At 72.0% G+C, this 25,501-nt stretch carries 28 protein-coding genes; 10 read left to right on the top strand and 18 right to left on the bottom strand.

Annotated features, from left to right (window positions below; genetic code table 11):
* Window positions 1-2: 2 nt before the first annotated feature.
* Window positions 3-179, top strand: coding sequence for a hypothetical protein (locus OM076_RS39375; RefSeq protein WP_270045674.1), 177 nt, complete (start codon window positions 3-5; stop codon window positions 177-179).
* A 407-nt stretch (window positions 180-586) separates the two neighbouring features.
* Here the strand turns inward: OM076_RS39375 and OM076_RS39370 are convergent, their stop codons facing one another.
* The 4 genes from OM076_RS39370 to OM076_RS39355 all read right to left on the bottom strand — a co-directional run bounded on the left by OM076_RS39370 (window position 587) and on the right by OM076_RS39355 (window position 3,104).
* Complete coding sequence (locus tag OM076_RS39370) at window positions 587-742, bottom strand: hypothetical protein (RefSeq protein WP_270045673.1); 156 nt, start codon at window positions 740-742, stop codon at window positions 587-589.
* Between the two features lie 116 nt (window positions 743-858).
* Window positions 859-1,227: an STAS domain-containing protein gene (locus tag OM076_RS39365; protein ID WP_270045672.1), complete on the bottom strand. Its 369-nt coding sequence runs from the start codon at window positions 1,225-1,227 to the stop codon at window positions 859-861.
* Window positions 1,228-1,244: 17 nt separating this feature from the next.
* Window positions 1,245-2,078, bottom strand: coding sequence for a sigma-70 family RNA polymerase sigma factor (locus OM076_RS39360; protein ID WP_270045671.1), 834 nt, complete (start codon window positions 2,076-2,078; stop codon window positions 1,245-1,247).
* Between the two features lie 138 nt (window positions 2,079-2,216).
* The gene (locus tag OM076_RS39355; RefSeq protein WP_270045670.1) at window positions 2,217-3,104 is read right to left on the bottom strand and encodes an alpha/beta fold hydrolase; all 888 of its coding nucleotides are present in this window, start codon (window positions 3,102-3,104) and stop codon (window positions 2,217-2,219) included.
* Between the two features lie 65 nt (window positions 3,105-3,169).
* Between OM076_RS39355 and OM076_RS39350 the strand changes: the two genes are divergently transcribed.
* On the top strand, window positions 3,170-3,457 hold the full coding sequence (locus OM076_RS39350) for a PAAR domain-containing protein (RefSeq protein WP_270045669.1): 288 nt from the start codon (window positions 3,170-3,172) through the stop codon (window positions 3,455-3,457).
* On the opposite strand, the gene OM076_RS39345 is transcribed toward OM076_RS39350, so the two are convergent.
* From OM076_RS39345 to OM076_RS39330, 4 genes are read right to left on the bottom strand one after another with little or no spacing between them, the layout of a single operon-like run.
* Window positions 3,450-4,469, bottom strand: a complete 1,020-nt coding sequence (locus OM076_RS39345; protein ID WP_270045668.1) for an acyltransferase domain-containing protein — start codon at window positions 4,467-4,469, stop codon at window positions 3,450-3,452. The two genes, OM076_RS39350 and OM076_RS39345, sit on opposite strands and share 8 nt — an antisense overlap.
* Before the next feature lie 40 nt (window positions 4,470-4,509).
* Window positions 4,510-5,949 carry a hypothetical protein gene (locus OM076_RS39340; RefSeq protein ID WP_270045667.1) on the bottom strand — a complete coding sequence of 480 codons (1,440 nt, stop codon included), beginning with the start codon at window positions 5,947-5,949 and terminating at the stop codon, window positions 4,510-4,512.
* 55 nt (window positions 5,950-6,004) lie between these two features.
* Complete coding sequence (locus OM076_RS46570) at window positions 6,005-7,060, bottom strand: amidohydrolase family protein (protein WP_270045666.1); 1,056 nt, start codon at window positions 7,058-7,060, stop codon at window positions 6,005-6,007.
* Window positions 6,997-8,358 (bottom strand): glutamine synthetase family protein, encoded by a 1,362-nt coding sequence (locus tag OM076_RS39330; protein ID WP_270045665.1) that lies wholly within the window; start codon window positions 8,356-8,358, stop codon window positions 6,997-6,999. The genes OM076_RS46570 and OM076_RS39330 overlap by 64 nt, the downstream gene beginning before the upstream one ends.
* A 135-nt stretch (window positions 8,359-8,493) precedes the next feature.
* Here OM076_RS39330 and OM076_RS39325 point away from each other — a divergent pair, with 135 nt between their 5' ends.
* Together OM076_RS39325 and OM076_RS39320 are read left to right on the top strand one after the other, a co-directional pair.
* Window positions 8,494-9,210, top strand: a complete 717-nt coding sequence (locus OM076_RS39325; protein ID WP_270045664.1) for a GAF domain-containing protein — start codon at window positions 8,494-8,496, stop codon at window positions 9,208-9,210.
* Window positions 9,207-9,938, top strand: a complete 732-nt coding sequence (locus OM076_RS39320; protein ID WP_270045663.1) for a SigB/SigF/SigG family RNA polymerase sigma factor — start codon at window positions 9,207-9,209, stop codon at window positions 9,936-9,938. The genes OM076_RS39325 and OM076_RS39320 overlap by 4 nt, the downstream gene beginning before the upstream one ends.
* Here OM076_RS39320 and OM076_RS39315 read toward each other — a convergent pair.
* The gene (locus OM076_RS39315) at window positions 9,935-10,816 is read right to left on the bottom strand and encodes a LysR family transcriptional regulator (RefSeq protein ID WP_270045662.1); all 882 of its coding nucleotides are present in this window, start codon (window positions 10,814-10,816) and stop codon (window positions 9,935-9,937) included. The genes OM076_RS39320 and OM076_RS39315 overlap by 4 nt on opposite strands.
* Window positions 10,817-10,892: 76 nt before the next feature.
* Between OM076_RS39315 and OM076_RS39310 the strand changes: the two genes are divergently transcribed.
* The 3 genes from OM076_RS39310 to OM076_RS39300 all read left to right on the top strand — a co-directional run bounded on the left by OM076_RS39310 (window position 10,893) and on the right by OM076_RS39300 (window position 15,044).
* Entirely contained in the window at window positions 10,893-12,221 is a 1,329-nt protein-coding gene (locus tag OM076_RS39310) for an aspartate aminotransferase family protein (protein WP_270045661.1), read from the top strand.
* An 89-nt stretch (window positions 12,222-12,310) separates the two neighbouring features.
* Window positions 12,311-13,675, top strand: coding sequence for a dihydrolipoyl dehydrogenase family protein (locus OM076_RS39305; RefSeq protein ID WP_270045660.1), 1,365 nt, complete (start codon window positions 12,311-12,313; stop codon window positions 13,673-13,675).
* Window positions 13,676-13,796: 121 nt separating this feature from the next.
* Entirely contained in the window at window positions 13,797-15,044 is a 1,248-nt protein-coding gene (locus tag OM076_RS39300) for a sugar phosphate isomerase/epimerase family protein (protein ID WP_270045659.1), read from the top strand.
* Window positions 15,045-15,062: 18 nt separating this feature from the next.
* On the opposite strand, the gene OM076_RS39295 is transcribed toward OM076_RS39300, so the two are convergent.
* Together OM076_RS39295 and OM076_RS39290 are read right to left on the bottom strand one after the other, a co-directional pair.
* Complete coding sequence (locus tag OM076_RS39295; RefSeq protein WP_270045658.1) at window positions 15,063-15,338, bottom strand: hypothetical protein; 276 nt, start codon at window positions 15,336-15,338, stop codon at window positions 15,063-15,065.
* A gap of 14 nt (window positions 15,339-15,352) precedes the next feature.
* On the bottom strand, window positions 15,353-15,916 hold the full coding sequence (locus tag OM076_RS39290) for a TetR/AcrR family transcriptional regulator (RefSeq protein WP_270045657.1): 564 nt from the start codon (window positions 15,914-15,916) through the stop codon (window positions 15,353-15,355).
* A 96-nt stretch (window positions 15,917-16,012) separates the two neighbouring features.
* Between OM076_RS39290 and OM076_RS39285 the strand changes: the two genes are divergently transcribed.
* Complete coding sequence (locus tag OM076_RS39285) at window positions 16,013-17,002, top strand: aldo/keto reductase (RefSeq protein ID WP_270045656.1); 990 nt, start codon at window positions 16,013-16,015, stop codon at window positions 17,000-17,002.
* A 447-nt stretch (window positions 17,003-17,449) separates the two neighbouring features.
* On the opposite strand, the gene OM076_RS39280 is transcribed toward OM076_RS39285, so the two are convergent.
* Window positions 17,450-17,848 carry a hypothetical protein gene (locus tag OM076_RS39280; RefSeq protein WP_270045655.1) on the bottom strand — a complete coding sequence of 133 codons (399 nt, stop codon included), beginning with the start codon at window positions 17,846-17,848 and terminating at the stop codon, window positions 17,450-17,452.
* Between the two features lie 13 nt (window positions 17,849-17,861).
* On the opposite strand from OM076_RS39280, the gene OM076_RS39275 reads away from it, so the two are divergent.
* Window positions 17,862-18,809 carry a hypothetical protein gene (locus OM076_RS39275; RefSeq protein WP_270045654.1) on the top strand — a complete coding sequence of 316 codons (948 nt, stop codon included), beginning with the start codon at window positions 17,862-17,864 and terminating at the stop codon, window positions 18,807-18,809.
* A 4-nt stretch (window positions 18,810-18,813) separates the two neighbouring features.
* Here the strand turns inward: OM076_RS39275 and proC are convergent, their stop codons facing one another.
* Genes proC through OM076_RS39245 form a run of 6 tightly spaced genes read right to left on the bottom strand, consistent with a single transcriptional unit; the run spans window position 18,814 to window position 24,594 of the window.
* Entirely contained in the window at window positions 18,814-19,596 is a 783-nt protein-coding gene (proC, locus tag OM076_RS39270; protein ID WP_270045653.1) for a pyrroline-5-carboxylate reductase, read from the bottom strand.
* A 12-nt stretch (window positions 19,597-19,608) separates the two neighbouring features.
* A complete protein-coding gene (locus OM076_RS39265) occupies window positions 19,609-20,358 on the bottom strand; it encodes an HpcH/HpaI aldolase family protein (RefSeq protein WP_270045652.1) in 750 nt (249 codons plus the stop codon).
* 46 nt (window positions 20,359-20,404) lie between these two features.
* Window positions 20,405-21,490 (bottom strand): zinc-binding dehydrogenase, encoded by a 1,086-nt coding sequence (locus OM076_RS39260; RefSeq protein ID WP_270045651.1) that lies wholly within the window; start codon window positions 21,488-21,490, stop codon window positions 20,405-20,407.
* The gene (locus tag OM076_RS39255; protein WP_270045650.1) at window positions 21,487-22,287 is read right to left on the bottom strand and encodes an SDR family NAD(P)-dependent oxidoreductase; all 801 of its coding nucleotides are present in this window, start codon (window positions 22,285-22,287) and stop codon (window positions 21,487-21,489) included. Before OM076_RS39255 ends, OM076_RS39260 begins: the two co-directional genes overlap by 4 nt.
* A 9-nt stretch (window positions 22,288-22,296) precedes the next feature.
* Window positions 22,297-23,823, bottom strand: a complete 1,527-nt coding sequence (locus OM076_RS39250; protein ID WP_270045649.1) for a 5-oxoprolinase subunit B/C family protein — start codon at window positions 23,821-23,823, stop codon at window positions 22,297-22,299.
* A 6-nt stretch (window positions 23,824-23,829) separates the two neighbouring features.
* Complete coding sequence (locus tag OM076_RS39245; RefSeq protein WP_270045648.1) at window positions 23,830-24,594, bottom strand: LamB/YcsF family protein; 765 nt, start codon at window positions 24,592-24,594, stop codon at window positions 23,830-23,832.
* Window positions 24,595-24,644: 50 nt separating this feature from the next.
* Here OM076_RS39245 and OM076_RS39240 point away from each other — a divergent pair, with 50 nt between their 5' ends.
* Window positions 24,645-25,346, top strand: a complete 702-nt coding sequence (locus tag OM076_RS39240) for a FadR/GntR family transcriptional regulator (protein WP_270045647.1) — start codon at window positions 24,645-24,647, stop codon at window positions 25,344-25,346.
* The last annotated feature ends 155 nt before the right edge of the window (window positions 25,347-25,501 follow it).

The following is a 25,501-nucleotide window of genomic DNA, read 5'->3' as shown; positions in this document are numbered from 1 at the left end:
GCATGTCGAGAACTCACCCCAGGCGCGCCCTCCCGCTGCTCGTTGCCGCCTTCATGCTCGCTGTCGCGGCGGTCGGCATCGCCACGGCCAAGCCGCAGCCGAGGCCGACCGGGCTCGCCGCCGTTCGCGACGCCGCCACCGGCCTCCCGACGGGCCAACGGACACACAAACCCTTCTAGGGACGAACGTCACTGCGCCGGGTTCCCGACAGCTGAACGTGTGCTCGATCAGGTTCGCGCTCGCGACGCGAGCGTCGAGTTTCTCGCGCTCTGCTCACGAAAGTCGACGCTCGCTCACCATCCCACGTGTCACGTTGCCGTGGGCGGGGTGATCGGCGCGCGTGAGAACGCCCTTTCTGTCTCCGTAGCCCGTAGCTGTCGGTATCCCGGCTCGGCAATTCGGGTCCAACAGAGCCGAGCCGCGAGCGGACTCATGGCAGCCCGGGACGGGTGGCTCGCCACTCCCCCTCCCCCACCCGGCGCTGTTGACGTTCGTCCTCTAGAGGCCGGTGCAACCCTGGGGGTGCCCGCGATAACTCTCGCCAGGCGATATTTCGCCGGGGCACCCCCCACGGCGCGCGCTGATTTCAGACCCGCAAGGCGGAGATGATCACGTCGACGACGAGGTTCGCGCGCGCTTCGACCTCAGTCGGGTCGAGCGGTGACGTGGGATCGAAATGCTGCGCTGGCGCCGGCAGTTGCTCGAGCGGGTCGGTCACCGTCGCGGCGAAGACGTCGGCCATGTGGCGGGTGACCTGCCCGAACCCGTGGTCGACCGGTGCCCGCGCTGATTTCAGGGTCGGCGTCCGGGGGGTGCCCCGGGTAACTCTCGCCAGGCGATACTTCGCCCGGGCACCCCTCAGCTCAGGCGCGCGACCGCGATCTCGACGGAGTCGCTCACGCGCAGGAACTCGCGCAGGCCCGAGAGCTCGAGCAGGCGGTCGAGTGCGCCCTCGGGCTCGACGGCGAGCACGACGCGGCCGCCGAGCACGTGCACCTCCTTGACGGCGCCGATCAGCCCGCGCAGCCCGGAGGAGTCGCAGAAGTCCAATGCCGTCAGGTCCACGACCAGCCGCGGCGGCCTGCGCACGGCGCCCGTCGCGGCCGTGTTGAGCGCGCGGGCGAGCTGCGCCACGGTGGAGATGTCGAGCTCACCGCGCACCCGGACGATCGGGACGGGAGCCTCGACGATCTCGGTGCTCAGGATGTGCACATCGCTTGGGGCCATCAGCGACGGTCGCGACTCTACCTTCCCCGTCTCGGGCGAGCTCCGGTTGCGGGTTCGAGGAGCGGGCCGGCGCCGGCGACGATGCTCAGCTTCGCCAGCGCGTCGCGCTGGATGCGCGAGACGTGCATCTGCGTGCAGCCGATGATCTCCCCCACCTCGGCCTGGGTGAGGTCCGCGCCGAAGCGCAGGAGCAGCACGCGCTTCTCGCGGGCGGTCAGCACCCGCATCAGGTGCAGGACCGTCGCCGAGTCCTCCGCGTGGGCGTAGCCGACGTCCTCGCTGCCGACGACATCACGCAGCGAGAAGCCCTCGTCGGTCTCGAGCTCGTTGGCGCGGTCAAACGACGCGCCGTCGCGCGCCCGGCAGGCCGCGAGCCCGTCCATGACCTGCTCGACGCTGAGGCCGAGGTAGCGCGAGAGCTCGGCGGGTGACGGCGCGCGGCCGAGCTCGGCGATGATCGCCGAGCTCACCCGCTCGATCTGCAGCGCGCGCTCCTGCAGCTCGCGCGGCGGCCGGACCGTCCACGTGAACTCGCGGAAGTGCCGGAAGATCTCGCCGCGGATCGTCGGCTCGGCGAAGGCGACGAAGGCCGCGCCGGAGGCCGGGTCGAACCGGTCGACGGACTTGATCAGCCCGATCGAGGCGACCTGCTCCAGGTCCTCGAAGGAGACCCGCGCCTGGCGCCGCGCATAGACCTTCGCGATCCGCCGCGCCATCGGCAGGTAGCGGGTGACCAGCTGGTCACGCAGAGCCGGGTCGCGTCCGCTCTGAAAGCGCCGGAACAGCGCCTGTTCCCGGTCACGGTTCTGACTCTGCCTGCGCGCGACCGGGAGCGGCTCGACGTGGGTCACCGCGCCACGCCGATTCCGTGCACGCGCACGCCGACACCGGCGGACGCTGTCGAGCCGTCAAAAGCGGGAAAGCGGTGTGAGTGTGCCTGCATTGTGCGCGTCGACCGGGGAAATGGGCACAGAACATTCTCTTCCCGATCACGCGAACGCGTCCGAGATTTCGGCGATGACTTCGGCGGGCGCGTCCTCGACGACGAAGTGCGATGCACCCTCGACGGCGCGGCCGGTGACATCGGGCGCAAGGGCGCGCCACAGCTCGAGCGGGTCCGCGTAGAACCGCGGGAGCGCACCCGCGCCACCCCACAGCGAGCGGACCGGGCAGGCGATCGTGCGGCGGCCGCGATCGGCCTCGTCGTGCGCACGATCCACAGTGGCCGCGGCGCGGTAGTCCTCGCACATCGCGGTGATGAAGGCCGGGTCCCCGAGCTGGGCGCGATACGCCGCGACGACCTCGTCCGGATAGCGCGGGTCGCCCGGCTTGAGGCCGATCCGCTCGGCCGAGAGCCAGAACGCGTCGGGGTCGGCGCCGATCAGCCGCTCGGGGAGCGGAGCCGGCTGCGCGAGGAAGGCCCAGTGCCAGTAGCCGAGCGCCATCGTCGCGTCCGCGCGCGCCCACACCTCGGCGGTGGGGACGATGTCGATCACCATCAGGCGCGTCACGACGGCCGGATGGTCGAGCGCCATCCGGTAGGCGACGCGCCCGCCGCGATCGTGGCCGGCGAGGGCGAACGCGTCATGGCCAAGGGCCGCCATCGCCGCAACCAGATCCGCCGCCAGCGCCCGCTTGGAGTGCCCCGCGTGATCTTCGGTGACCGGTGGGCGGAAGGAGTCGCCGTAGCCGGGCAGATCCGCGGCGATCACCGTGAATCGCTCGGCCAGATCCGGCGCCACCGCGTGCCACATCAGGTGCGTCTCCGGAAATCCGTGCAACAGCAGCACAGGCGGCCCGGAGCCCCCGATGCGTGCCCGCACGACACCGCGCGGGGTCTCGATGTCCTCGACCGCGAACCCTTCGAAGAGCGACATGCACTTGATCCTCGCACCTGAGATGCGGGAAGATCGGCCCCGTGCCCGACGTCAGGACTCCTTAGATGCCGCCAGCCGCTCGCGTCAGTGACATGCACACCTGCCCGATGTTCAACGGGCCCGTCCCCCACGTCGGCGGGCCGATCCTGCCGCCAGGGGTGCCGACGGTCCTGATCGGCGGCCTGCCCGCGGCCACGGTCGGCAGCATGTGCACGTGCGTCGGCCCGCCCGACTCGATCGTCAAGGGCTCGATGAAGGTCATGATCGGTGGCCGGCCGGCCGCGCGCATGGGCGACCAGACCGCCCACGGCGGCGTGATCGTGCTCGGCAATCCGATGGTGATGATCAACTAGGCAAGACCGCTGCGTAGCTCGCGCGGTGGAGGCCGGCCGCGCTCGGCGCGTGCGCCAGGACCCGCTCGAGCGCCCGGGTGAAGGTCTCGCCCTGCCCGCGGCCGCGGCGCATGCTCGACACCGCAACCGAGCCGGGGACGGCCTCGAGGACAAGCGCGCTCAGCTGCGGATGCGGCCCGATCTCCGCGAAGACGGTGAAGCCGTCCTGCGCCATGCGCCGCAGCGCCGCGTCGAAGCGGGTCGTCTCGCGCAGGTTGCGCCACCAGTAGCCGGCGCGCGTGACATCGGCGCCCGCGACGGTCGAGTAGAGCGGGATCCGCGGCGTCACGGCGCCGACGTGGCCGACGGCGGCGTGGAAGTCCAGCCACAGGTGATCGATCTCCGCGCTGTGGTAGGCGACGGAGACGTCCAAACGCTTCGCCGGGACCTCCAACTGCGCCGCCAGGGCGTCCAGCGCGGCGGGCGTGCCCGCGAGCGTGACGGCGTTCGCCCCGTTGACCGCCGCGAGCGTCACCCCGCCCGGCAACACTTCGCGCGCCGCCGCCTCGCTCATCGCGACCGCGAGCATCGCGCCGCGACCGGCGACCCGCTCCTCCAGCCGCGAGCGGTGATAGGCGATCGAGAGCGCCTGCTCGAGTGAGATCGCACCCGCGGCCCAGGCCGCGGCGATCTCCCCGAAGGAGTGGCCGACGATCGCGGCCGGCTCCACGCCGCGCGAGCGCCAGAGCTCGGTCAGCGCGACCTGGAGCGCGAGCCCCGCCGGCTGGGCGTCGGCGGGATGCGGCATCGGCGTAGCGTCCAGCCCACCGGTGAAGAACCGGGTCAGCGAGGCGCCGGGCCAAAGCGCGTCGCAGTGGTCGATCGCGGCGCGGAAGGTGGGCTCGGAGGCATACAGCTCCGCGCCCATCCCCCACCATTGCGCGCCCATGCCGGAGTAGATGAAGGCGGGCGGTCGAGACGGTCCGAGGCCGGCGACGAACGCGGGCGCTCCAGGGCTCGGGTCGATGAGCACGCGCTCGTATCGGCCGCCCCCGGCCGGAACTTGAACACTTTCAGCGGAGTGTCAGAACACGCGCTCCCAAGCGCTTGCTGTCGAAGCGAGCGGTGCCCGGAGCGCCGAGGAGAACCAGCGGCTTGGTGTCGAAGTAGAGCGCGTCGGCGCGGCCGTCGCCGTTGACGTCGCCGACCGGCTCCAGCTCCGGGGTGTCGACGCCGTCCGCGTGGCGGGAGACGATCCGCACGCCGCGCCAGCCCGGCTTGCCGAGCCGCATCGGTCCCTTCGCCCGCGCGCCGAACGCGACGTAGGCGACACCCGCGTTGCCCGCCGAGCCCGCGGTGACGAGATCGACGTGGTGGTCGCCGTCGAAGTCCCCGGCGCCCGCAACGCCGAAGATGTCGTTGCCGAACAGTTGCAGTGCGCGTGCCCCGGGGCGGGAGTAGTTGAGCGCGGCCGCCGTGCGCGCGCCGAAGATGACCTCCGCCAGCGTCGAGACGTACGGGTTGTCGCCGTCGCTGAGGGTGAAGTCGGCCAGGCCGTCGCCATTGACGTCGCCGGCGGCCCGGACCTCGTGCGACGTGTAGCTGACGTTGCGGATGCGGTAGCCGCGCGTCCCGAGCGCGCCGAGCGAGAGCGTCCCGCCCGCGCCCCCGAAGACGACCGACGGCCGGCCGGCGTCGAGCACCAGATCGGGACGCCCGTCGCCATTGACGTCACCGGGGCCCGCGACGCTCCAGCCGGCGAAGTCGTCGCAGTGCGGCGGCCCGTCCTCGTCCTCGTCCTCCGACGTGGCCTCGACGATGTCACACGCGCGCTGGTCGCCGGTCGCGGCGCCGTAGACGGTGAGGTAGGCGGCGTCCGGGGCCGCGAGGTCGACGACTCCTCCCGCCCGCCGGCCCGCGACGACGAACGCCGCGCCCGCGCCCTTGGTGCCGGGGCCGTCGAGCCCCGAAGCACCGACGGCCACGTCATCGGACCCATCTCCGTCGAAGTCACCCACTCCCGCGACGGAGTTCAACGCCCCGCCCGCGCTCGGCCCCTGGATCTCGAGCCCCGCGTCACCGAGAGCGGCGAGGTCGACGTCCCGCGTGTCGCGCTTGCCGAAGACGACATACGCCGCGCCGGCGCGCTTGCGGCCCTGGGGGGAGGCGGAGCCGCCGACGATGACGTCGTCGAGCCCGTCGCCGTTGACGTCGCCGGCGATCCCGCGCATGTAGTCGCCGTCGCGGGCGAGCCCGTCGTGGGCCGCGGCGCCGACGATCCGGAAGCCACGCGCCAGCCGGAGCGAGCGCTTGGCGCCCTTGGCGCCGAACACGACGCGCACGGCACCCGCGCCGGGCCGGCCGGGCGTCGCGCCGTCGTCGCCCATCAGGATGTCGGCGACGCCGTCGCCGTTGATGTCACCCGTTCCGGGTGGGTTCGCCGCCTGCGCCGCCGAGGTGTGCAGAGCGAGAACGACAAGCACCAGTGGCGCCAGGGGGAGGATCGTTCGCATCCGCCCAGCGTCTCGCGGGCCGCGGGCACCTTCAATCAGGAGCCGCCCCTGAGGTTTAGAGGCCGTAGAGCGAGACGGCGTTCTCGCGCAGGATCGCCCGCGCCGCCTCCTCCGCCTCACCCGCGTCGTCGAGCAGCTCCGGCAGCACGGTCGCCAGCGCGTCACGCCACCAGGTGGCAGCGAGGAAGTAGAGCTCCGGTGTGCGCGCCGCGTCGGACGCGTAGAGCAGCTTCGACACCGGTGCCAGCTCGAGCGCTTCCGCCAGCGCGACGGCCGGCCGCGACACGTGCGGGATCGTCAGCGAGAGGTCGAAGAAGACGTTCGGATAGACGTGTGCCAACCACCCCGCCTCGCGGACGTACGGGTAGCAGTGCAGGAGCACGAACGGCGTCGTCGCGAAGCGCTCGATCAGGGGCTTGAGCAGGCCGGGGCGCGCGAGCGGGAGCGAGAGGTCGGCGTCGCCGAACCCGGTGTGGACCTGCACCGGCAGCGGGTCGCCGGTGGCGGCGTTGACCTCCAGCGCCGCGATCAGCGGGTCGCGCACCCCGGCAGCGAGCAGGTCGAGGTCGAGCCCGCCGCGGTAGGCGGCGATCGTCTTCAGCGCCGCGAACCCGCGCGCCCGGGCGCGAGCGACCGCGTCCCGCACGCCGTCGATCCCCGCCTCGGCGGCGACGCGCTCGATCCGCAGCACCGGCCGCGACACACAGCCCGCCAGCAACCCCAGCTCGCGCCAGTTGACGCTCTCCGCCGCGGGCGGGAACCCGTCGTCGACGAGCAGCACCTCAGTGTTCGTCGCCCGCAGCAGCGCGCTCGCGTACGCCCCCGGATCCGTCGCGAGCCGGTGGGCGTACACGGCGTCCTCGGCCGGCTCGCAACCGAGCTGCGCCGCGAGCGCCCGGATCGCCCGCCGGTAGGTGACCGCGGTCGCGACGTGCGGCCACTGGCGCGGGTCCTCGCTCTCCGAGAACAGCCCGCGGAACGCGTCCAGGGTCGCCGGCGGCTCGCGCAGGATCCCGTGCGCGTGGTGGTCGACGACCGCGACCCCGCTCAGTACTTCTCGAAGTGACCTTGAAACTCGAATGCCGCATCCCCCGCGGAATAGGCCATCCACTCCGAGCGGCGGACGGCGAGATAGGACTCGGTGAGCACCGGGCCGAGCGCCTCGGTCAGCACGGCGTCGCGGGCCAGCGCGTCGAGCGCCTCCGCCTGGTTGGCGGGCAGCGGGGCGATCCCGCGCCGCGCGCGCTCGCCGTCGGTCAGGCCGGCGGGATCCTGCTCGACCGGCTCGGGCAGCTCGAGCCCGCGCTGGATCCCGTCGAGGCCCGCGGCGATCAGCCCGCCCAGCGCGAGGTACGGGTTGCAGGTGGCATCGCAGGACTTCAGCTCGGCGTTGGTCGTCGCCTCCTCCGCGCCTGTGAACGTCGAGGCCACGCGGATCGGCGCCTCCCGGTTGTCCAGGCCCCAGCAGGTGTAGGCGCCCGACCAGGTGCCCGGCGCGATGCGCCGGTAGGAGTTGAAGCTCGGAGCGGTGAGGCCGCACAGGCCGGGAAGATGCTCGAGCACCCCGGCGATGAACGCGAGCGCGAGGTCGGACAAGCCCTCGTCGTAGAACCGGTTGCGGTCACCCTCCCAGAGCGAGAAGTGCACGTGGGTGCCGTTGCCCGCCTGATCGATCCACGGCTTCGGCGCCAGCGACGCGGTCAGCTCGACCTTGAGCTTCTCGATCAGCTCCCGGCTCTTCGCGACGCCGCGGATCGTCTCGCGCACGAGCACCTGCTCATCCGCCGCCTGCAAGGCGGGCGCGTGCGCGGTCGAGATCTCCTGCTGCCCGTGGCCCAGCTCGGCGTAGTACTGGTCGACGGGGATCCGTTGCGCCTCAAGCGCGGCGACCAGCGCGTCCGCATAGTGCTGCGAAGCGGTCGTCGAGATCGTCGAGAAGCACAGGCCGGAGTCCAGCGGGTGCACCGTCCGGTCCTTCTCGTTGCGCTTGGCGAGCGTGAACTCGTTCTCGAAGCCGGCCCGCAGGTTGAGTCCGCGTTCGGCGAGCCGCGCTTCCATGCGCTTCAGGAAGGACCGCTGGCAGACCTCCGCGGGCTCGCCGTCGAGGCCGTGATGGTCGGTCAGGACGGCGCCCGTGAACGGCGCATACGGCAGCACGCGGAACGTGTCCAGCGCCGGGATGAGCCGGTACTCGCCCACGGGACCCATCCCGGCCACGTGCTGCAACTGGTCGAGGCTGTTCATCACCTGCATGCCGGTGGTGACGCCGATCCCACGCTCCAAGCGGCCTTCGAGGCCGGCGCGGCCGGAGGCCTTCGCCCGGATGGTGCCGTCGTTTCCGCACCAGAGGAAGCGCACGAGCCGGAGCCCCTGGTCGTGCGCCAGCCGGGCGATCTTGTCCGCGTTCATGGGGCGCATGATGGCCGACGTCGCGGCTGCCAGGACGCGACGGTGCCGGATCCGCCATCGCCCCACGAACGTGCCAGCAAATGCGGCCACAGGTGTGACTTGATCCGACGTCGGGTACAGCGAAGCACCGTGGCCATGCGAGCGACAACCGTCCGCTTCGGGGACGACCTGTGGGAGCTGCTGGAGGCCGAGGCGGGGACCCAGGGCATCAGCGCGGCGCAGTTCGTGCGCGACTCGGCGATCATGCGCCTCGGGATCCTGAGCGGGCGGCGCGGCGACGACGAGGCCACGCTCACGCTCGAACAGGTCGCCGCCGGCGCGCTCTCCAGCCGCCCCCGCTTCAAGCGGGACGCGGTGATCGGCGACGTCGCCCGCCTGCACGCCCTCCGCTCCACCGACCTGCTGGACTCTCCCGCCGAGGAGGCGTTCGACCGCCTCACCAAGCTCGCGGCGAAGCTCCTCAACGCGCCCGTGGCGCTCATCTCGCTGGTCGACGAGGACCGGCAGTTCTTCAAGAGCAGCGTCGGGCTCGCCGAGCCGTGGCGCAGCGCGCGTCAAACCCCCTTGACGCATTCCTTCTGCCGCCACACACTGCTTTCCCGCGAGCCGCTGATCGTGGAGGACGCCCGCTCCCACCCGCTCGTGCGCGACAACCTCGCGATCCGCGACCTCGACGTCGTCGCCTACGCCGGCTTCCCGCTCATCACGAGCGCCGGCCACGCCCTTGGAACGCTGTGTGTCATCGACCATCGCCCCAGGTCCTGGACCGCGGATCAGATCGAGATCCTCGAGACCCTCACCGCGTCGGTGCTCAGCGAAATCAACCTCACCCTCACCCGGAGTGCCGCATGACTGCCCTGCTCAGCGACACCGCGGTCTTCGACCGCTTCCACCAAGACCATGATCAAGCCACGCGCGAGGAGCTGGTCGAGCGCTATCTGCCGCTCGCGCGCCACCTTGCCCGCCGCTACAAGGGCCGCGGCGAGATCGACGACCTCTACCAGGTCGCGGCCTTCGCGCTGGTGAAGGCGGTCGATCGCTTCGATCCGGACCGCGGGCTCGCCTTCACGAGCTTCGCCGTGCCGACGATCCTGGGCGAGCTCAAGCGCTATTTCCGCGACCATGGCTGGGCGGTGCGCGTCCCGCGCGACGTGCAGGAGCTCAAGCTGCGCCTGGACCGCACCGTCGAGGCGATGACCACCGAGCTCGGGCGCTCACCCACCCCGGACGAGCTCGCCACCCGCATGGACGTCTCGACCGAGCAGGTCATCGAGGCCCTCGGGGCGGCGACCGCGCACTACCCGGACTCGCTCGACCGCCCCGTGACCGAGGATGGCGAGGAGGCGATCAACCTGCTCGTCGCCGGCAACGACCCGGGCTACGCGCAGGTCGAGAACGCCGAGATGGTCGACGGGCTGCTCGCGACGCTCCCGGACCGCGAGCGGCTGATCCTCAAGCTGCGCTTCGAGGACGAGCTCACCCAGGCCGAGATCGGCCGCCGGCTCGGCGTCTCGCAGATGCACATCTCGCGCCTGATCCGCCAGTCGATCGCCGCGCTGCAGGGCGTCGCCGCGCGTTAGGCACCGCGCGCCGCGGCGACCAGCACGTCGAGGGTGAGCGCGACCGACCGGCGGTCGAGCGCGTCCTCGCGGTGCAGGACCATGAGCTCGCGGCGCGCGACCGGCTCCAGCGGGCGCACCTCGACGCCGTCCGCGCGGTCGAGCGCGAACGTCGGCAGGATCGTGACCCCGAGGCCGGAGTGCACGGCGTAGAGCAGCGCCTCGTGGCTCACCAGCCGGGCGACGACGTGCGGCTCGAAGCCCGCGCGGCGGCAGCGGCGCAGCACGTGGCGCTCGAGCTCGGTGCCGTCGAGGACCCACGGGTCCTCCGCCAGGTCGCCGAGCCGGCCGGTGAACGCGGCATGGCCGGGCGGCAGGACGGCCTTGAGCTCGTCCGTCGCCAGCCGCACCGAGCGCAGGTTGCGGGTGTGCGGGAGCGAGCCGTCGCCGAAGTCGGCCACCACCGCGAGGTCGACCTCGCCGCGGGTGAGCGCGGGGACGCAGTCGTCGGGCTCGAGCTCTGAGAGGTGGACGGCGATGCCCGGATACTCGCGGCCCGCGGTGGCCGCGGCCGTGATGACGAAGGCGCGCATCGCGCTCGTGAAGGAGGCGATGCGCACCGTGCCGGCGGGCGCATCCCGCAGCGCCCGCAGGTCCTCCTCGGCGGCGCCGATGCGCTCGAGGATCGCGCGGGCGTGGGCGGCGAGCGCGACACCCGCGTCGGTGAGCGCGACGGCGCGACCGTGGCGCTCGAGCAGCGCGGTGCCGCTCTCGCGTTCGAGCGCGGCGAGCTGCTGCGACACGGCCGACGGGCTCATCGACGCCGCGACCGCGACGGCGCGCACCGTCCCGAGGCTCTCGAGCGCGATCAGCAGGCGAAGACGGCGGGGATCGAGCATGCTGTTCGGAAGAACCGTACAGCGTGAGCGGAAAATGTCGATGGACGTGCACAGCGAGCGCGGGTAAGTTGGGCAGATGAGCCTTCTCGCCGAAACCGGGCTGGACGCTGGGGCGTTCTGGGCCGACGTCGACCGGCACGTCGTCCGGTACTGCCCCTCGTGGGTCCCCACGATCGTCGAGCGGGCCGCGGGGTCGATGCTCTACACCTCCGACGGCCGCCAGATCCTGGACTTCACGTCGGGTCAGATGAGCTCGATCCTCGGGCATTCGCACCCGGCGATCACGGCGACGCTGCGCGAGACGGCCGGCACGCTCGATCACCTCTTCAGCGGGATGCTGTCGCGCCCGGTCGTCGACCTGTCGCGGCGGCTGGCGGAGAGCCTGCCGGCGCCGCTGGAGAAGGCGCTGCTGCTGACGACCGGCGCGGAGTCCAACGAGGCCGCTCTGCGGATGGCCAAGCTCGTCACCGGCGGGCACGAGGTCGTCGCCTTCACCCGCTCCTGGCATGGCATGACGCTCGGCGCCGCGAGCGCGACCTACAGCGCCGCCCGCAAGGGCTACGGCCCCGCTTCGCCCGGCAACTTCGTACTGCCCACGCCCGACCCGTACCGGCCGGACATCGTCGACGGCGACGGCGAGCTCGACTGGCGCCGCCAGCTGGATCTCGGCTTCTCGATGATCGACGCCCAGTCCACGGGCGCGCTGGCCGCGTGCATCGTCGAGCCGATCCTCTCCAGCGCTGGCGTCGTCGTCCCGCCCCCGGGCTATCTCGCGGCCCTGCGCGACCATTGCCACGCGCGCGGGATGCTGCTGATCTTCGACGAGGCGCAGACCGGCCTCTGCCGCACCGGCGACTGGTACGCCTTCGAGCGCGACGGCGTCGTCCCGGACATGATCACGCTGTCCAAGACGCTCGGCGCCGGCCTGCCGCTGGCCGCGGTCGTGACCAGCGCGGAGATCGAGGAGCGCGCGCACGAGCGCGGCTATCTCTTCTACACCACCCACGTCTCGGACCCGCTGGTCGCCGCCGTCGGCATCACCGTCATGGACGTGCTGGCGGGCGGCGTCGGCGCGGAAGTCGCGGCGAAGGGCGAGTTCCTCGCCGCGGGGCTGCGCGAGCTGGCCACGCGCCACGCGGTCGTGGGCGACGTCCGCGGACGCGGCCTGATGCAGGGGCTCGAGCTCGTCCTGGACCGCTCGACCAAGGAGTCCTCCCCCGACCTCGGCGTCGCGGTCACCGAGCGCTGCCTCGAGCTCGGCCTGCACATGAACGTCGTGCAGCTGCGCGAGATGGGCGGGACGTTCCGCATCGCCCCCGCGCTGACCACGTCGCGCGAAGAGCTGCAGCTCGGCCTGGAGATCCTCGACCAGGCACTCGGCGAGGTCGCACCGCGGTTCGTCTGACCCCGGGTCCCGACCAGTCATTCCACAGGCGCGACGCGCTTGTCCCGGCGCGAGGCTGATACTTCACGCATCAGCTAACGGAGGTCGCAATGGGATACGACTACGACGTCATCGTGCTAGGGGCCGGCTCGCCCGGTGAGCATTGCGCCGGCGCGCTCGCCGAGGGCGGGCTGCGGGTCGCGATCGTCGAGCGCGAGCTGGTCGGCGGGGAGTGCTCCTACTACGCGTGCATCCCGTCCAAGACGCTGCTGCGGCCCGGCGAGGCGGTGCAGGGCGCGCGTGAGGTGGGCGCGAAGGCGGAGGTCGACGTCGCGGCCGCGCTCGCCTACCGGGACTTCATGGTCTCAAACCACGACGACACGGGCGCGGCGCGCTGGTTGACCGACAACAACATCGACCTGCTGCGCGGCACCGGCCGGCTCGCCGGGACGGGCGTCGTCGAGGTCGACGGCGTCGCCCACACGGCGGAGCACGTCGTCCTCGCCAACGGCGCCGATCCGTTCATCCCGCCGATCCCCGGCCTGCGTGAGCTCGAAGGCCTCTGGGGCACGCGCGAGGCGACGAGCATGACCGCCGTACCGCGCAGCCTGCTCGTGCTGGGCGGCGGGGCGGCGGGGGTCGAGCTCGCCCAGGCGGTACGCCGCTTCGGCGGTGAGGTGACGATCGTCGTCGACAGCGAGCGGGTGCTCGGCCGCGAGCCCGCGCCGCTCGGCGACGCGCTGGGCGAGGTGCTGCGCCGCGATGGCATCGAGCTCGTGCTCGGTGCTCGCACCGCCGCTGCCCGGCGCGAGGGCGAGGACTGCGTCCTGGTGCTCGAGGACGGGCGCGAGCTGCGCGGCGAGAAGCTGCTCGTCGCCACCGGCCGGCGCCCGCGGGTGGCTGACATCGGCCTGGAGTCGGTCGGGATCGAGGCGGACCCGCATGGCATCCCCGTCGACGCGCAGCTGCGCGCCGGCGAGCGGCTGTGGGCGATGGGCGATGTCACGGGCATCTGGCCGCTGACGCACGTCGGCAAGTACGAGGGCGAGATCGTCGCCGCGAACATCCTCGGGGAGCCGCGTGAGGCCAACTACGACGCCGTTCCGCGCGTCGTCTACACCGATCCGCAGGCCGCCGCGGTCGGCGCCACGGAGGCGACCTTCAGCGCGACCGCCCGCCTCGCGGAGGTGGCCAAGACCGCGACCTACACCCACGCCTACGCGGAGTCCAACGGCTTCCTGACGTTGCTCAGCGACGGTGAGCGGCTGACCGGCGCCTACGCGCTCGGCCCCGAGGCGGGTGAGTGGCTGCAGCAGGCGACGCTGGCGATCCGCGCGGGCGTGCCGCTCGACGTGCTGCGGGACACGATCCAGCCGTTCCCGACGTTCTCGGAGATCTTCGTCGCGGGGCTGAAGGCGCTGCGCGAGGAGATCGTCGCGGCGGTCGGAGCTGGTGGTGGTGTTCAGCGGCATTGACAGCCTTGCGGTCCGACTCATGACGGGAATTTCCTGACGCACTCGCGCTCAGGCTAAGACTCCGGTTGCGGCGGGCGCAGCGGTCCGCCGCGCCGGTTGTCGGACGTAGGGAGAGGGTGCGATGAGCAATGGCGACGGGATCGATCGCCGGAAGTTCCTCGGCGGGGCCGCGGCGGCGGTCGGGATCGCGGCGGCGGGGCCGTTCTCGCCGGCAGCGGCGTGGGCCGGTGGCGACCCTGGCGGACACGGCGACGATCACGACCACGGCCACGGTGGCGGCCTGGTCCCGCGCGACCGGCTCGGCGTGCAGCAGTGGTCGCTGCGCGATGCCATCACCCGCCTCGACGGCTCGGTGTCGGGCTATCTCGGTGGCGCGCACTTCCCGGATGATCCGACGGATCTCGGCCCGCTGGTGCCGCTGCCGGGCGGCTTCGCGTCCGTGTTCAAGTACCTCGGCTCGGTCGGCTATCACGGCTTCGAGTTCTTCAGCTTCGACGAGGGGCCCAACGGCGCGATCACGGACGCGCAGCTGCGCACCGCGCTCGGCCGCGCCGGGATGGTCGCGGCCGGCTCGCACACCGGCGGGCTGCAGCAGATGGTCGACCCGGCGTACCGCCAGGCGCAGATCGACAGGGCGCGCATCCTCGGCTACCAGATGATCGGCACGGCCGGCAACCCCGGTCCCGGCTCGCCGCCGTCGGGCCTCCTGGCCGACTGGCAGACGTGGGCCAACCAGGCCAACACCGTCGGCGCCGCGCTGCGCGCGGCCGGGATCAAGTACTTCTTCCACCCCGAGCAGGACTGGTTCCGCTTCTTCAGCGACCCGGCCCACCCGGAGCTCAACCGCGTCCACCGGATCGACTGGTTCACCGACAACACCGACCCGCAGCTCGTCTCCTTCGAGCCGGACCTGATGCACACGCTCGCGGGACGGGCGCGCTTCCCCGACCCCGTCGACGGGAGCCTGTTCGACGTTCTCGGGTGGTACGGCCGCCTGGCCGCGCGCCGGCGCATCATCGCCTGGCACGTCAAGGACGCCGACCGGATTCCGCTGCCGGCCGCGGGCACCAACCCGTTCGTGCAGGAGCACGTGCGCCCAACCTTCCCGCTCAACGCCGGCGTCGACGTCGTCTACGGCGGCGAGGGATCGGTGGGCAAGGGCTACCCGTGTGACATCGACCCGGCGGTCATCGGCTTCCCGGAGACGTTCAAGCGCTTCGGGCTCGGCTCGCCGGGCTGGTTTCACACCGAGTCCGACAACGGCCCCGGCCCCGCGACCGACCCCGGCCGCTCCTTGCGCTGGGCGAAGGTCAGCGCGCGCTACATGCTGTCGTTGAGCCGCGGCCGCGGGAAAGTCGCCCGCCGCTGAGGTTTTGACGCCGCCTGGTTACGCCCAGACGTTCTGCGCCTGGGCGAGCCATGCTTGCGGATCGCCGGTCTCGATCGGGTAGACGAACATCAGCGTCGCGTGGCCGGAGTCGAGGCTGTCATCGGCCCAATAGCGGCCGCACTCCCGGCAGCGCATCACGCTCATCCACTTCGACGAGTCGTCCGCGACCGTCTCGAGCAGGTCGCCGAGCCGATTGCGCAGCCCCATCGCCGCGACGATCTCGTCGCGCGTCGTCGGGACGCGGTGCTCGTCATGTCCGCACGGACAGGTCATCGGCGCGACGATACCTACGCGCAGATGCGCCGTGCCGCCTCGACGAGCGTCGCGCGGTGCTGTGCGATGCGCTGTGCGGAGCGCGGGTCGGCGCCGTCGGCGGTGAGCAGCGAGTCGTCGACCAGGAACCAGCTGCGGGTCAGGCCCATGATCAGCACGACGAGGTCGGTGGCGCTGAGCCCCGCGGGAAGGACCTCCTGGCGCTGGTTGAGCGTGTCGATCTTCTCGCGGTAGGCGGCGCTGCCTTCGGGGGTCTCCTCGGGGCGCTCGAGCTGGATCCACAACAGCAAGCGCATGACGGCCGGGTGCTCGAGCCAGTAGTCGAAGAGGCGGCCGGCGTACTCCGGGAGGTCGTCGACGTCGAGTGGCACCGCCTCGCCGACCTCGGCGACCACGCGGCGCATGACTGCGCGGAAAAGGCCCTCTTTGTGCTCGTAGTAGACGTAGATCGAGCGCTTGTTGGCCGCGGCCGCCTCGGCGATGCGGTCGATGCGCGCGCCCGCCAGGCCGTACGTCGCGAACTCCTCGAACGCGGCGTCGAGGATGCGTGAGCGGGTGGCGGCGGCGTCTCTGACCACGCCTACAGCGTAGCGAAGTAAACGGTTAGTTGCATTCTTGCCCGGCCTGTTCTACGGTGAAGGAACTAACCGTTTACTTCCTTTGGGAGAGCAGTCGTGCAACCACGCAACCTCGGCCGGCAAGGCCTCACGGTGTCCGCCCTCGGGCTCGGCACGATGGGCATGACGATGGCCTACGGTCCCGCCGGGGACGAGGCCGCGAGCATCGCCACCATCCGCCGCGCCCACGAGCTCGGCATCACGTTCTTCGACACCGCCGAGCTGTACGGGCTCGGCACCGGCTCCAACGAACAGCTCCTCGGCCGCGCGGTGAAGGGCGTCCGCGACGAGGTCATCCTGGCCACGAAGTTCGGCTTCGACCTCACCGACCTATCGCAGCTCGGCACCGCCTTCGACTCACGACCCGAGCGCATCCGCGAGGTCACCGAGAACAGCCTCCGCTACCTCGGCACGGACCACATCGATGTCCTCTACCAGCATCGGGTCGACCCCGACGTGCCGATCGAGGAAGTGGCCGGCGCGGTCAAGGAGCTCATCGAGGCGGGCAAGGTCCGCTTCTTCGGCCTCAGCGAGGCCGGGCCGGAGACGATCCGCCGTGCCCACGCCGTGCAGCCCGTCTCCGTACTGCAGACCGAGTGGTCGCTGTTCGAGCGGGCGGTGGAGGCCGACGTCCTCCCCGTCGTCCGCGAGCTCGGGATCGGCTTCGTCCCCTACTCGCCGCTGGGCCGCGGGTTCATGACCAGCGACCCCAAGCCGGCGAGCGAGTATCCGGCCGACGACATGCGCAGCTGGTCCGAGCGCTGGCAGCCGGGGAACTTCGAGCGCAACGTCGATGCGGTCGAGCAACTGCGGGCGCTGGCCGCCGAGAAGGACGCCACCGCCGCGCAGCTCGCGCTCGCATGGCTGCTCGCCCAGGGCGAGGACGTCGTGCCGATCCCCGGCACCCGCAGCGCCACCCGGATCGAGGAGAACGCGGGCGCGGCCGGCCTCACCCTCACGGCGGATGACCTCGACCGGATCGAGGCCATCCTGCCCGGCGGCGCATACGGGTCGCGCTACCCGGAGGCGATGATGCCGACCTGGTGACCTGCGGTCGCGAGAGGGCGTGCTGGACGAACGTCAAGGTACCGGGCACGGGGACGGACAGCGCGTTCTCACGCACGCCGATCAACCGACGGAGAGGGGGTGTGTAACCAGAGGTGCCCGTCGGGCAGCTCTCGTTCCGCACCCCCGCCTACGCGCCACATCGAACAGTGCGAACCTGATCGAAACCCGCGATCCGTCCCTCAAGCGCGCACGGTCGACCACGGCAGTCCGAGGCAACAGAGCGGAGCCGCGCGCCGGGCGGCGGCAAGACAGACCCGGAGGGCGAGCCACTCCCCCTCCCCCACCCGGCGCAGTTGACTTTGAGTCCCTAGCCCACGTTGCGGGCTACTTCTTTCCGTCCGAACGTCCGGAACGTGGAGCTTCGTCGCGACGAGAACCACGCCCGGCGACCCCGCCGGAGCCGCGGACACGTTCAGTGCGCTTCCCTCATGAGAGCGGATCGTAGATCACAGATCGACCGCGTAGCGAATGCACCGTGGACCCGTTCGCCGACGTGTCGAGGAAGACATGGCGGCGGGTGTGAGTGACCGTGACATAGGCGTTCACCGTCCCCGGCACCTGCCGGCTCTTCACGCGCCGTCCCACGTGCGCGAGCGCGTGATCACCCGCGTCCTCGGCGAGCCGCAGCGGCGCATGACCAGCGCGCCCTTGGCGACGTCGAGCGCGCGCGTGCCGATCAGCGTCGTGCCTAGGTGCGGGTAGTCCAGACCCGCGACGACGGTCGACCGGCCAGCGCGTCTTCGACGTCGTCGTGGATCCCCAGCGGACGACGCTCGCCGTCTCATCAATCTCCACCAATGGGGATGAGAGGCTGGCGACCTCCACAAAGGAGACGCTCGTGCCCAACACCGCTGCCGGGATCCACTCCCACCCGACCCACAAACTGGGTCTTCGCCCGCCGTCCCGCAAGCCCGCACTGCGGCTGGCCGACATCCTCACCGGTGTCGCCCCGGCTCACCCAGCTACCGCGGACCACTTCGGCAAGCTCGCCTTCGGGCTCTACGAGAACGACAAGTACGGTGACTGCGGTCCGACCTCCGTCGCCAACCTCGTCCGCCTCGTGACGGGCGGGCTCCTGGGCACGGAGGTGCAGCCGTCGCAGGACGACGTGTTCGACCTGTACCGGCGTAGCGGCAACCCGAAGTTCGATCCAAAGACCGGTGCCGACGACAACGGCGTCGACATGCAGACCATGCTCGAGGCGCTGCTCGCGGGTGGCATCGGGAACGGCAACGGCGCCAAGGTCAAGCCGATCGCGTTCGCCAAGGTCGATGTCACGAATGACGACCAGCTGACCGCCGCCGTGTCGATCTTCGGCGGGTGCCTCTGGGGTGTCGATCTCCAGACGGCGCAGCAGGCGCAGACGGACGCCCATCCGCCGAAGTGGGACTTCCACAGCACCGGCGAGTGGGGCGGGCACGCGATCCTCAACGGCGCCTACGAGTCCGGCGCGCTGGAGGACGTGATCTCCTGGGCGATCCGCGTCCAGACGACGGCGACGTTCCGCCGGCGCCAGCTCCAGGAGGCGTGGGTGGTGGTCTGGCCGTGGAACCTCGACCATCCGCAGTTCCAGATCGGCGTCGACTTGTCCGCGCTCGCCGCCGCCTACAAGAGCCTCACCGGGCGCGACCTACCGCAGCCGACGCCGGCTCCGCCGGTGGTCGCCGACGCCGACAGCGCGCTCTGGTCCGCGGCCAAGGCCTGGTCGGCGCAGTCACACAGCGGCGACTCGAAGAAGGTCGCGACCGCCCTCAAGACCTGGGCGGCCGCGAAGCACCTCAGCTGACGCGTCAGCCGCCGAGTTCGCGCGAGCGCTCGGCGGCCGCCGTCACCGCGTCCAGGAAGGCAGCGCGGACGCTGTGGCGCTCGAGCTCGCGCAGGCCGGCGGCGGTGGTGCCGCCGGGTGAGGTGACGGCGGCTTTCAGCGCGGCCGGACCGGCGTCACCCTCGGTGAGGAGGCGGGCGGAGCCGAGCAGCGTCTGGAACGCCAGCGTCTCCGCGATGTCACGCGGCAGGCCGGCGAGCACGCCGGCGTCCGCCATCGCCTCGGCCACGAGGAAGACGTACGCCGGACCGGATCCCGAGAGGCCGGTGACGGCGTCCAGCGACGCCTCCGGCACGCGCACGACGACGCCGACCGCCTCCAGGAGCGCGGTGGCCCAGGCGAGGTCCTCCTCCCCGGCGTGAGCGCCGGGGCTGATGGCGGCGGCGCCCGCCCCGATCAACGCGGGCGTGTTCGGCATCGCGCGCACGACCGGGAGCGGGCGGCCGATGGCGGCCTCGATCGCGCTCGTCGTGATCCCGGCGGCGACGGAGAGGATGCGCTCGCAGCCAACGTCTGCGGCCGCGCGTGCGGTCTCGGCGACGTAGCCGGGCTTGACCGCCAGCAGCGCGCCGTCCGCGGGCACCGGCGTCTCGACGACGGTCACGCCCGGGTGCGCGGTCTGGAGGTCGGCGCGCCTTGCCGCCGATACCTCGGCGACGGCGAGCTGCGCCGGGTCCTCGCCCGCGGCGATGATCCCGCCGAGCAGGGCCTCGCCCATCCGCCCGCCACCCACGATCAACAGCTTCATCGGGCGTGAAGCCTATTCGCCGCGGGCGCCGGCGAGGATGTCGCGCGCTCCCGCCGCCATGCACGCCAGGTCGGTGCCGGTCACGAGCAGCGCGCAGCCGGCGGCCCGGTAGCGAGCGGCGAGCTCGGCGGTGGGCGCGAGGATGCCGGTCAGCCGGCCCGCGGCGCTCGCCCGCGCCAGCACGTCGTCGATCACCGCGCGCAGCTCCTCTTCAGGCGGGCGGCCGAGCGAGTGCGAGAGGTCGTTGGGGCCGACGAAGATCAGGTCGACGCCCTCCACCTCGAGGATCGCGTCGAGGTTCTGCACCGCGGTGCCCGTCTCGATCTGGATCGCGACGACGGTCTCCGCGCGGGCGTTGGCGATCGCCTCCTCGCGCTCCAGCCCGTAGAGCGTGGCGCGGCCCGGGCCGGCGCCGCGCAGGCCCTCCGGCGGGTAGCGCGCCGCGAGCGCGGCGGCCTGCGCCGCCTCGGCGGTGTTCACGAGCGGGACGAGTACGCCCGCGGCGCCGCTGTCGAGCGCGTGGGCGAGCGTGCTGGGCGCCGTCGACGGCACGCGCACCAGCGCCGGAATGCCCGCGAGGTCGGCGCCGACGATCAGCTCCTCGATGTCACGCGGGGAGAACGCGGCGTGCTCGCCGTCCGGGATCAGCACGTCGAAGCCCACCGCGCCGAGCACGTGGGCGACCGCGCGATGCGGCGTCTCCACGAACGTGGCGACGAGCGGCGTGCCGGAGCGCAGTTGCGTGCGGAGCTGATGTCTCATCGGGTCTTTCCTCGGGGAGGGACGAAGGGTTGCGCGAACGGCGCCGTCACGGGACGATGAGCGCCTTCACCACGCGCTGGGCGGCGACGTCCTCGAGCGCCTCCTGCGCCTCATCGAGACCGTACTCGCGGGTGATCAGGTCCGTCCACTCAAACTGCGCGGCGTAGCGCGCCATCACCCGCACCGACCGGTAGACGTGGCCGACGTCACTCCCCCAGCAGCCGCGCACGTCGAGGTGCTTCTGGTTGAGGTCCAGGTGGGGGTTGAAGGTCGCTGTGCCGACGTCCGTGTACTGGCCGACGACCACGTAGCGGCCGGCGTCGCGGGTGAGCCGCATGCCCTCGGGCACCGCGGACGGGACGCCGGTGGCCTCGATCGTGACGTCGGCGCCGCGCCCGCCGGTGCGCTCGCGGACGCGTTCGAGGCGCTCCTCCGGCGTGGTCTCGGCGATGTCGATCACGGCGTCGGCGCCGAACCGCCGTGCCGCCTCCAGCCGGATCGCCGGTCCGCCGATCACGATCACCTGGCCCGCTCCACGCAGCTGGGCGAGCACCGCCGCGCACAGCCCCACGGGACCGGCGCCCTGGACCACGACGGTGTCACCGAACGCGATCTCGGCGAGGGTCACCGCGTGCAGGGCGGTCGGCATCCCGCACCCACCGGCCATGAACGCGCGCCAGTCCAGCTCCTCCGGGAGCGGGATGATGTGGACGCCGGGCTTGAGGTGGATGTGCTCCGCCCAGCCGCCGAGCAGCCCGTCCTCGCTCGACAGCGTCACGCCGTAGACCTTGCGCTCCGGGCAGCGGGTGGTGGCATGGGCGACCGTGCAGTACCAGCAGCGCCCGCACGTGCCATAGACGTCGAGGAACGTGACGATCTGGCCGTCGCGGAGCGCGTTGCCGTCGACGTCACGCGCGCCGTTGGTCTCGGCGATCCGCCCCACGCTCACGTGCCCGGGGATGATCGGGTACGGCACGCCCGCGAGCTGGCCCTTCCACAGATGGGCGTCCGTCCCGCAGACCTCGCTGGCGAGCGTCTCGAGCAGGACCGCGCCGGGCTCCAGAGCGGGCCGCTCGAACTCGCGCAGCTCGAGCGGCGCCTGGGGCGCGGGCATGACGACGCCGCGGATCACGTCTCGGCCGGCACGTCCGGGAACTGGCTGACCGGGAAGATGTCGACCGGCGCGGAGCGCTGCTGGACGAGCACGCCGCCGTCGACCACCACGCCCGTGCCGGTCATGTAGCGCGCGTCGTCGCTGGCCAGGAAGACGATCGGGCCCGCCATGTCATCGGCCGTACCGAGCCGCTGGAGCGGAACGACCTGCCCGCGCTCGGCGGCGAGCTCGTCGCTGATGTCATACGTCCGGATCAGGCCGGGGACGACGAAGTTCACCCGCACGCCGTAGGGCGCGAGGTCGAGCGCCATGGCACGGGTGACGGCCTCGATCCCGCCCTTGGCGGCGTCGTAGGCGGCCATCGCGCGGTGGGCCTTGCTGGCGCCACCGCTCGACAGGTTGATGATCGCGCCGGTGCGGCGCTTGGCCATGCTCATCGCGACCGCGTTGGAGCAGAGGAAGACGCTCGTGAGGTTGGTCTGGATGATCCGGTTCCACCACGCGGAGTCGCCCTCGAGGAAGTGCCGTGTGGTGGCCTCGTAGGTGGCGAGCGCGGCGTTGTTGACGAGCACGTCGATCGGGCCGTGGGCCGCGACGGCGGTCTCGGTCATCCGCGTCACGTCCTCCTGGGACCCGACGTCACCGGGCACGGCGATCGCGTTGGCGCCGATCGCCGCGACGGTCTCCTCCGCACGCGCGGGATCGATGTCATTGACGGCGACCTTGGCGCCCTCGCTCGCGAAGCGCTCGGCGACGGCGCGCCCGATGCCGTGCCCGGCGCCGGTGACGAGGACGGACGTGTTCTCAAATCGCATAGGTGCTCCTTAGTCGAGGTCTCGGAACCACGGGACGGGGTGATCGCCGACGATCACGAAGCGGATCGTCTCGCCGGGGCGCAGCTGGCCCGCGAGCGAGAGATCGTCGGGATGGATCACGGCGGGTTTGTCGTAGCCGGCGCTGCGCTGGCGGTCGGCGAGCAGGAGGATCGGCGCGCCGCCGCCGGGCACCTGCACGGCGCCGGGCGGCGGGGACTCGCTCAGCAGCTCGCCGCCGGGGACCTCCGGGCCTTCGAGCCGGACGCCCATGCGGTCGCCGGTCGTGACCGTGAAGGGCTCCTTCGTGAGCGCCGCTTCGGCCTCTCGCGACCACTGTGGACCGCGGTGGAGGCGGATCACGAGGTGATACGGCGCGTCTTGAGGGCGGGCCTGCATCTCGTGCGGCGCAGCGACCTCGCGGGCTCGCCCGAGGACGTCACCGGCGCGTAGCGCGCGGCCGATCAGGCCGTAGCGGTCGACGCTCGCCGAGCCGAGGAAGCTGCCGGTCTCGATGCCACCGGCGATCGCGAGGTAGCCGCGGACGCCCTCGCCGGTGGCCTTCAGCTGCAGTCGCCGGCCCTTTCGGACGCGGGTCGTGATCTGGCCGACCGGCTCGCCGTCGAGCTCGAGGGTGAAGCCGCGGCCGGCGGCGCCGACGACGATGTCATCGAGTGCGGTGAGTTTCGGCCCGTTCAGCGTCGACTCGATCAGCGTGGTGCCGGGCGGGTTGCCGGCGAGGGCGTTCGCCAGGCGCGCGGCGCGCGGGTCGAGCGGGCCGGACTGGGCCATCCCGTGGTGGGCCTGGTTGAGGCGGCCGCCGTCGAGGACGAGGTCGAGCGCGCCCGGCTCGTCGACTTTGAGGGCTGGGTGCTGCGGCGCCTCGGGCAGCAGTCCGAGCCGATCGGGCGTGGCGGGCGCGCTGCCTTCGGCGGCCTCGAAGCGCACCCGGTCGCCGAGCTCGAACAGGAACGGCTCGGGGCGATGCGGGTCGTAGACGTTCTCGAGCGCGGTGCCGATCACGTTCCACCCGCCGGGCATCAGCACCGGGTAGATCGTCGCCTGCTCGTTGGCGATCGCGACGGCGAGCGCGGGAACGTCGGTGCGCGGGTTCTTGCGCCGCGGCACGCGCAGGCGCTCGTCGGTGCTCGCCATCATCGGCTGGCCGACGGTGGCGCGGGCGCAGACGCGGTAGTGGGCGGCGGCATGGAGCTTGGCGATCTCCTCGCGACTCAGCCCGGTCGTCTCCGCCACTTCGTCGGTGTCGAGGCCGCCGTACTGCACCGGGACCGTGATCTCGGCGGGCGGCTTGAGGTCGTCGTGCTCGGCCTGGAGCGCTGTATCGATCCACTGCGTCGCCCGCTCGTTGGAGAGCGTGCGGTCCTCCCACTCGACGTAGACCGACCCGTAGCCGGGGTAGATCTCGCGCACGCCGGCGGGGCGGGTGGCATCGAGCGTCGCCGCCAGCGCGAGCACGCGAAGGTTGGCCTGCTCGTCGAAGACCGTGGAGTAGCGCAGGTATTGACCGACGGGCGCCATGGCTGCTCAGAAGGCGGTGATGGTGATGCCTTCGCGCTCGAGCGCGGCGCGAATCGCCTTCGCCGTCGCGACGCTGCCCGGGTTGTCACCGTGGATGCACAGCGTGCCGGGCGTGAGCTCGATCACGGTGCCGTCGAGCGCCTCCACGGTCCCTTCCTTCGCCATGCGGACCGCCCGTTGCGCCGCCTGCTCGGCGTCGTGGATGATCGCGCCCTCGGTGCCGCGCTTGGCGAGCGAGCCGTCGGGCGCGTAGCCGCGGTCGGGGAAGCCCTCGGCGATCACCGGCTGGCCGAGGCGCTCCGCGGCGCGGTGGAGCCTCGAGCCGGCGACGGCGATGATCGGCAGCGTGTCATCGAACGCTTGGGTGGCGGCGACGATCGCCTCCGCGTGCTCGTCGGAGGCCTCCGCGACCGCCGTGTTGAGCGCGCCGTGCGGTTTCATGTGGTGCAGCTCCACGCCGGCGGCGCGAGTGAAGGCGTACATCGCACCGATTTGGTAGAGCGTGTCGTCGTGGACCTGCTGCGGGGTCATGGTCAGCGGGCGCCGGCCGAACCCGACGAGGTCGGGGAGCCCGGGATGCGCGCCGACGGCGATCTTCGCCTCGATCGCGAGCGCGAGCGCGACACGGATCGTGCCCGGGTCGCCCGCGTGGAACCCGCAGGCCAGGTTGGCGCTCGACACCTCCGCGAAGAGCGCCGCGTCGTCGCTCATCCGCCAGGCGCCGAACGACTCGCCGGCGTCGACATTGAGATCGATGCGGTCGGCAGACATGGCCGCAACCTAGCATGTGGTCAGACCATTTGCTGCTACGCTCCGCGTTTATGGCGGCCTCGTTCGACAAAGTCCGGCGCGTCCGCTCCTTCGACGACGTGTTGGAGCAGCTTCGCGAGGCGATCCTCTCGGGTCGCGTCCGGCCCGGAGAGCGGTTGCCGAACGAGCGCGAGCTGTGCGAGACGTTCGGCGTCGGGCGCCCGACCTTGCGCGAGGCGCTGCGGTCGTTGGAGGCGGTCGGGATGATCGAGGTGCGCCCCGGTAAGGGCGGCGGCTCCTACGCCGTGACACCGTCGGAGTCGACCCTCGGCGACGCGCTGGCATCGCTGGTCAGCCTGCGCGGTGCCTCGTTGGAGGATCTCGCGGAGTTCCGTGTCGACTTCGAGGGCGAGAATGCCTCCTGGGCCGCCCGGCGCGCGGACGCCGGAGACATCTCGACACTCGAAGCGATGGTCGCCGAGGTGCGTGCGGCCGGCACCGTCGAGCTGATCCTCGAGATCGACATCCGCTGGCACGAAGCGCTCGCGCGAGCGACCAAGAACCGCCTGCGGATCGGCATCGCCCTCGGCATCCACGGCGCGGTGACCCGCCGTCACAAGACCGTCGTGCGCCCCACCGAGCTCGACGGCGCGATGACGATCGGCGAGGACCTCGCCGCGATCACCGCGGCGGTGGCGGCCGGCGAGGCCGACCTCGCACGCCGCCTGATGCGCGAGCACATCGAAGCCTGGAACCGCCGCACCCACGAGTAGTTACGGTATGACCATTCTCCTCACCGGCGCCACCGGCCAGGTCGGAGGCGCCGCCCTCCAGGAGCTCCGCGGCGTGCCGGTCCGAGTCCTCGCCCGCGACCCGGCCGCGCTCGCCGGCGCGACGGTGCGCGGCGGCGGTGGCGCCGCCGCCGGCG

The sequence above is a fragment of the Solirubrobacter ginsenosidimutans genome (genome assembly GCF_027587205.1).
Note: the sequence above shows the minus strand (reverse complement) of the source record. Positions and strands in the feature narration are given on the sequence as shown.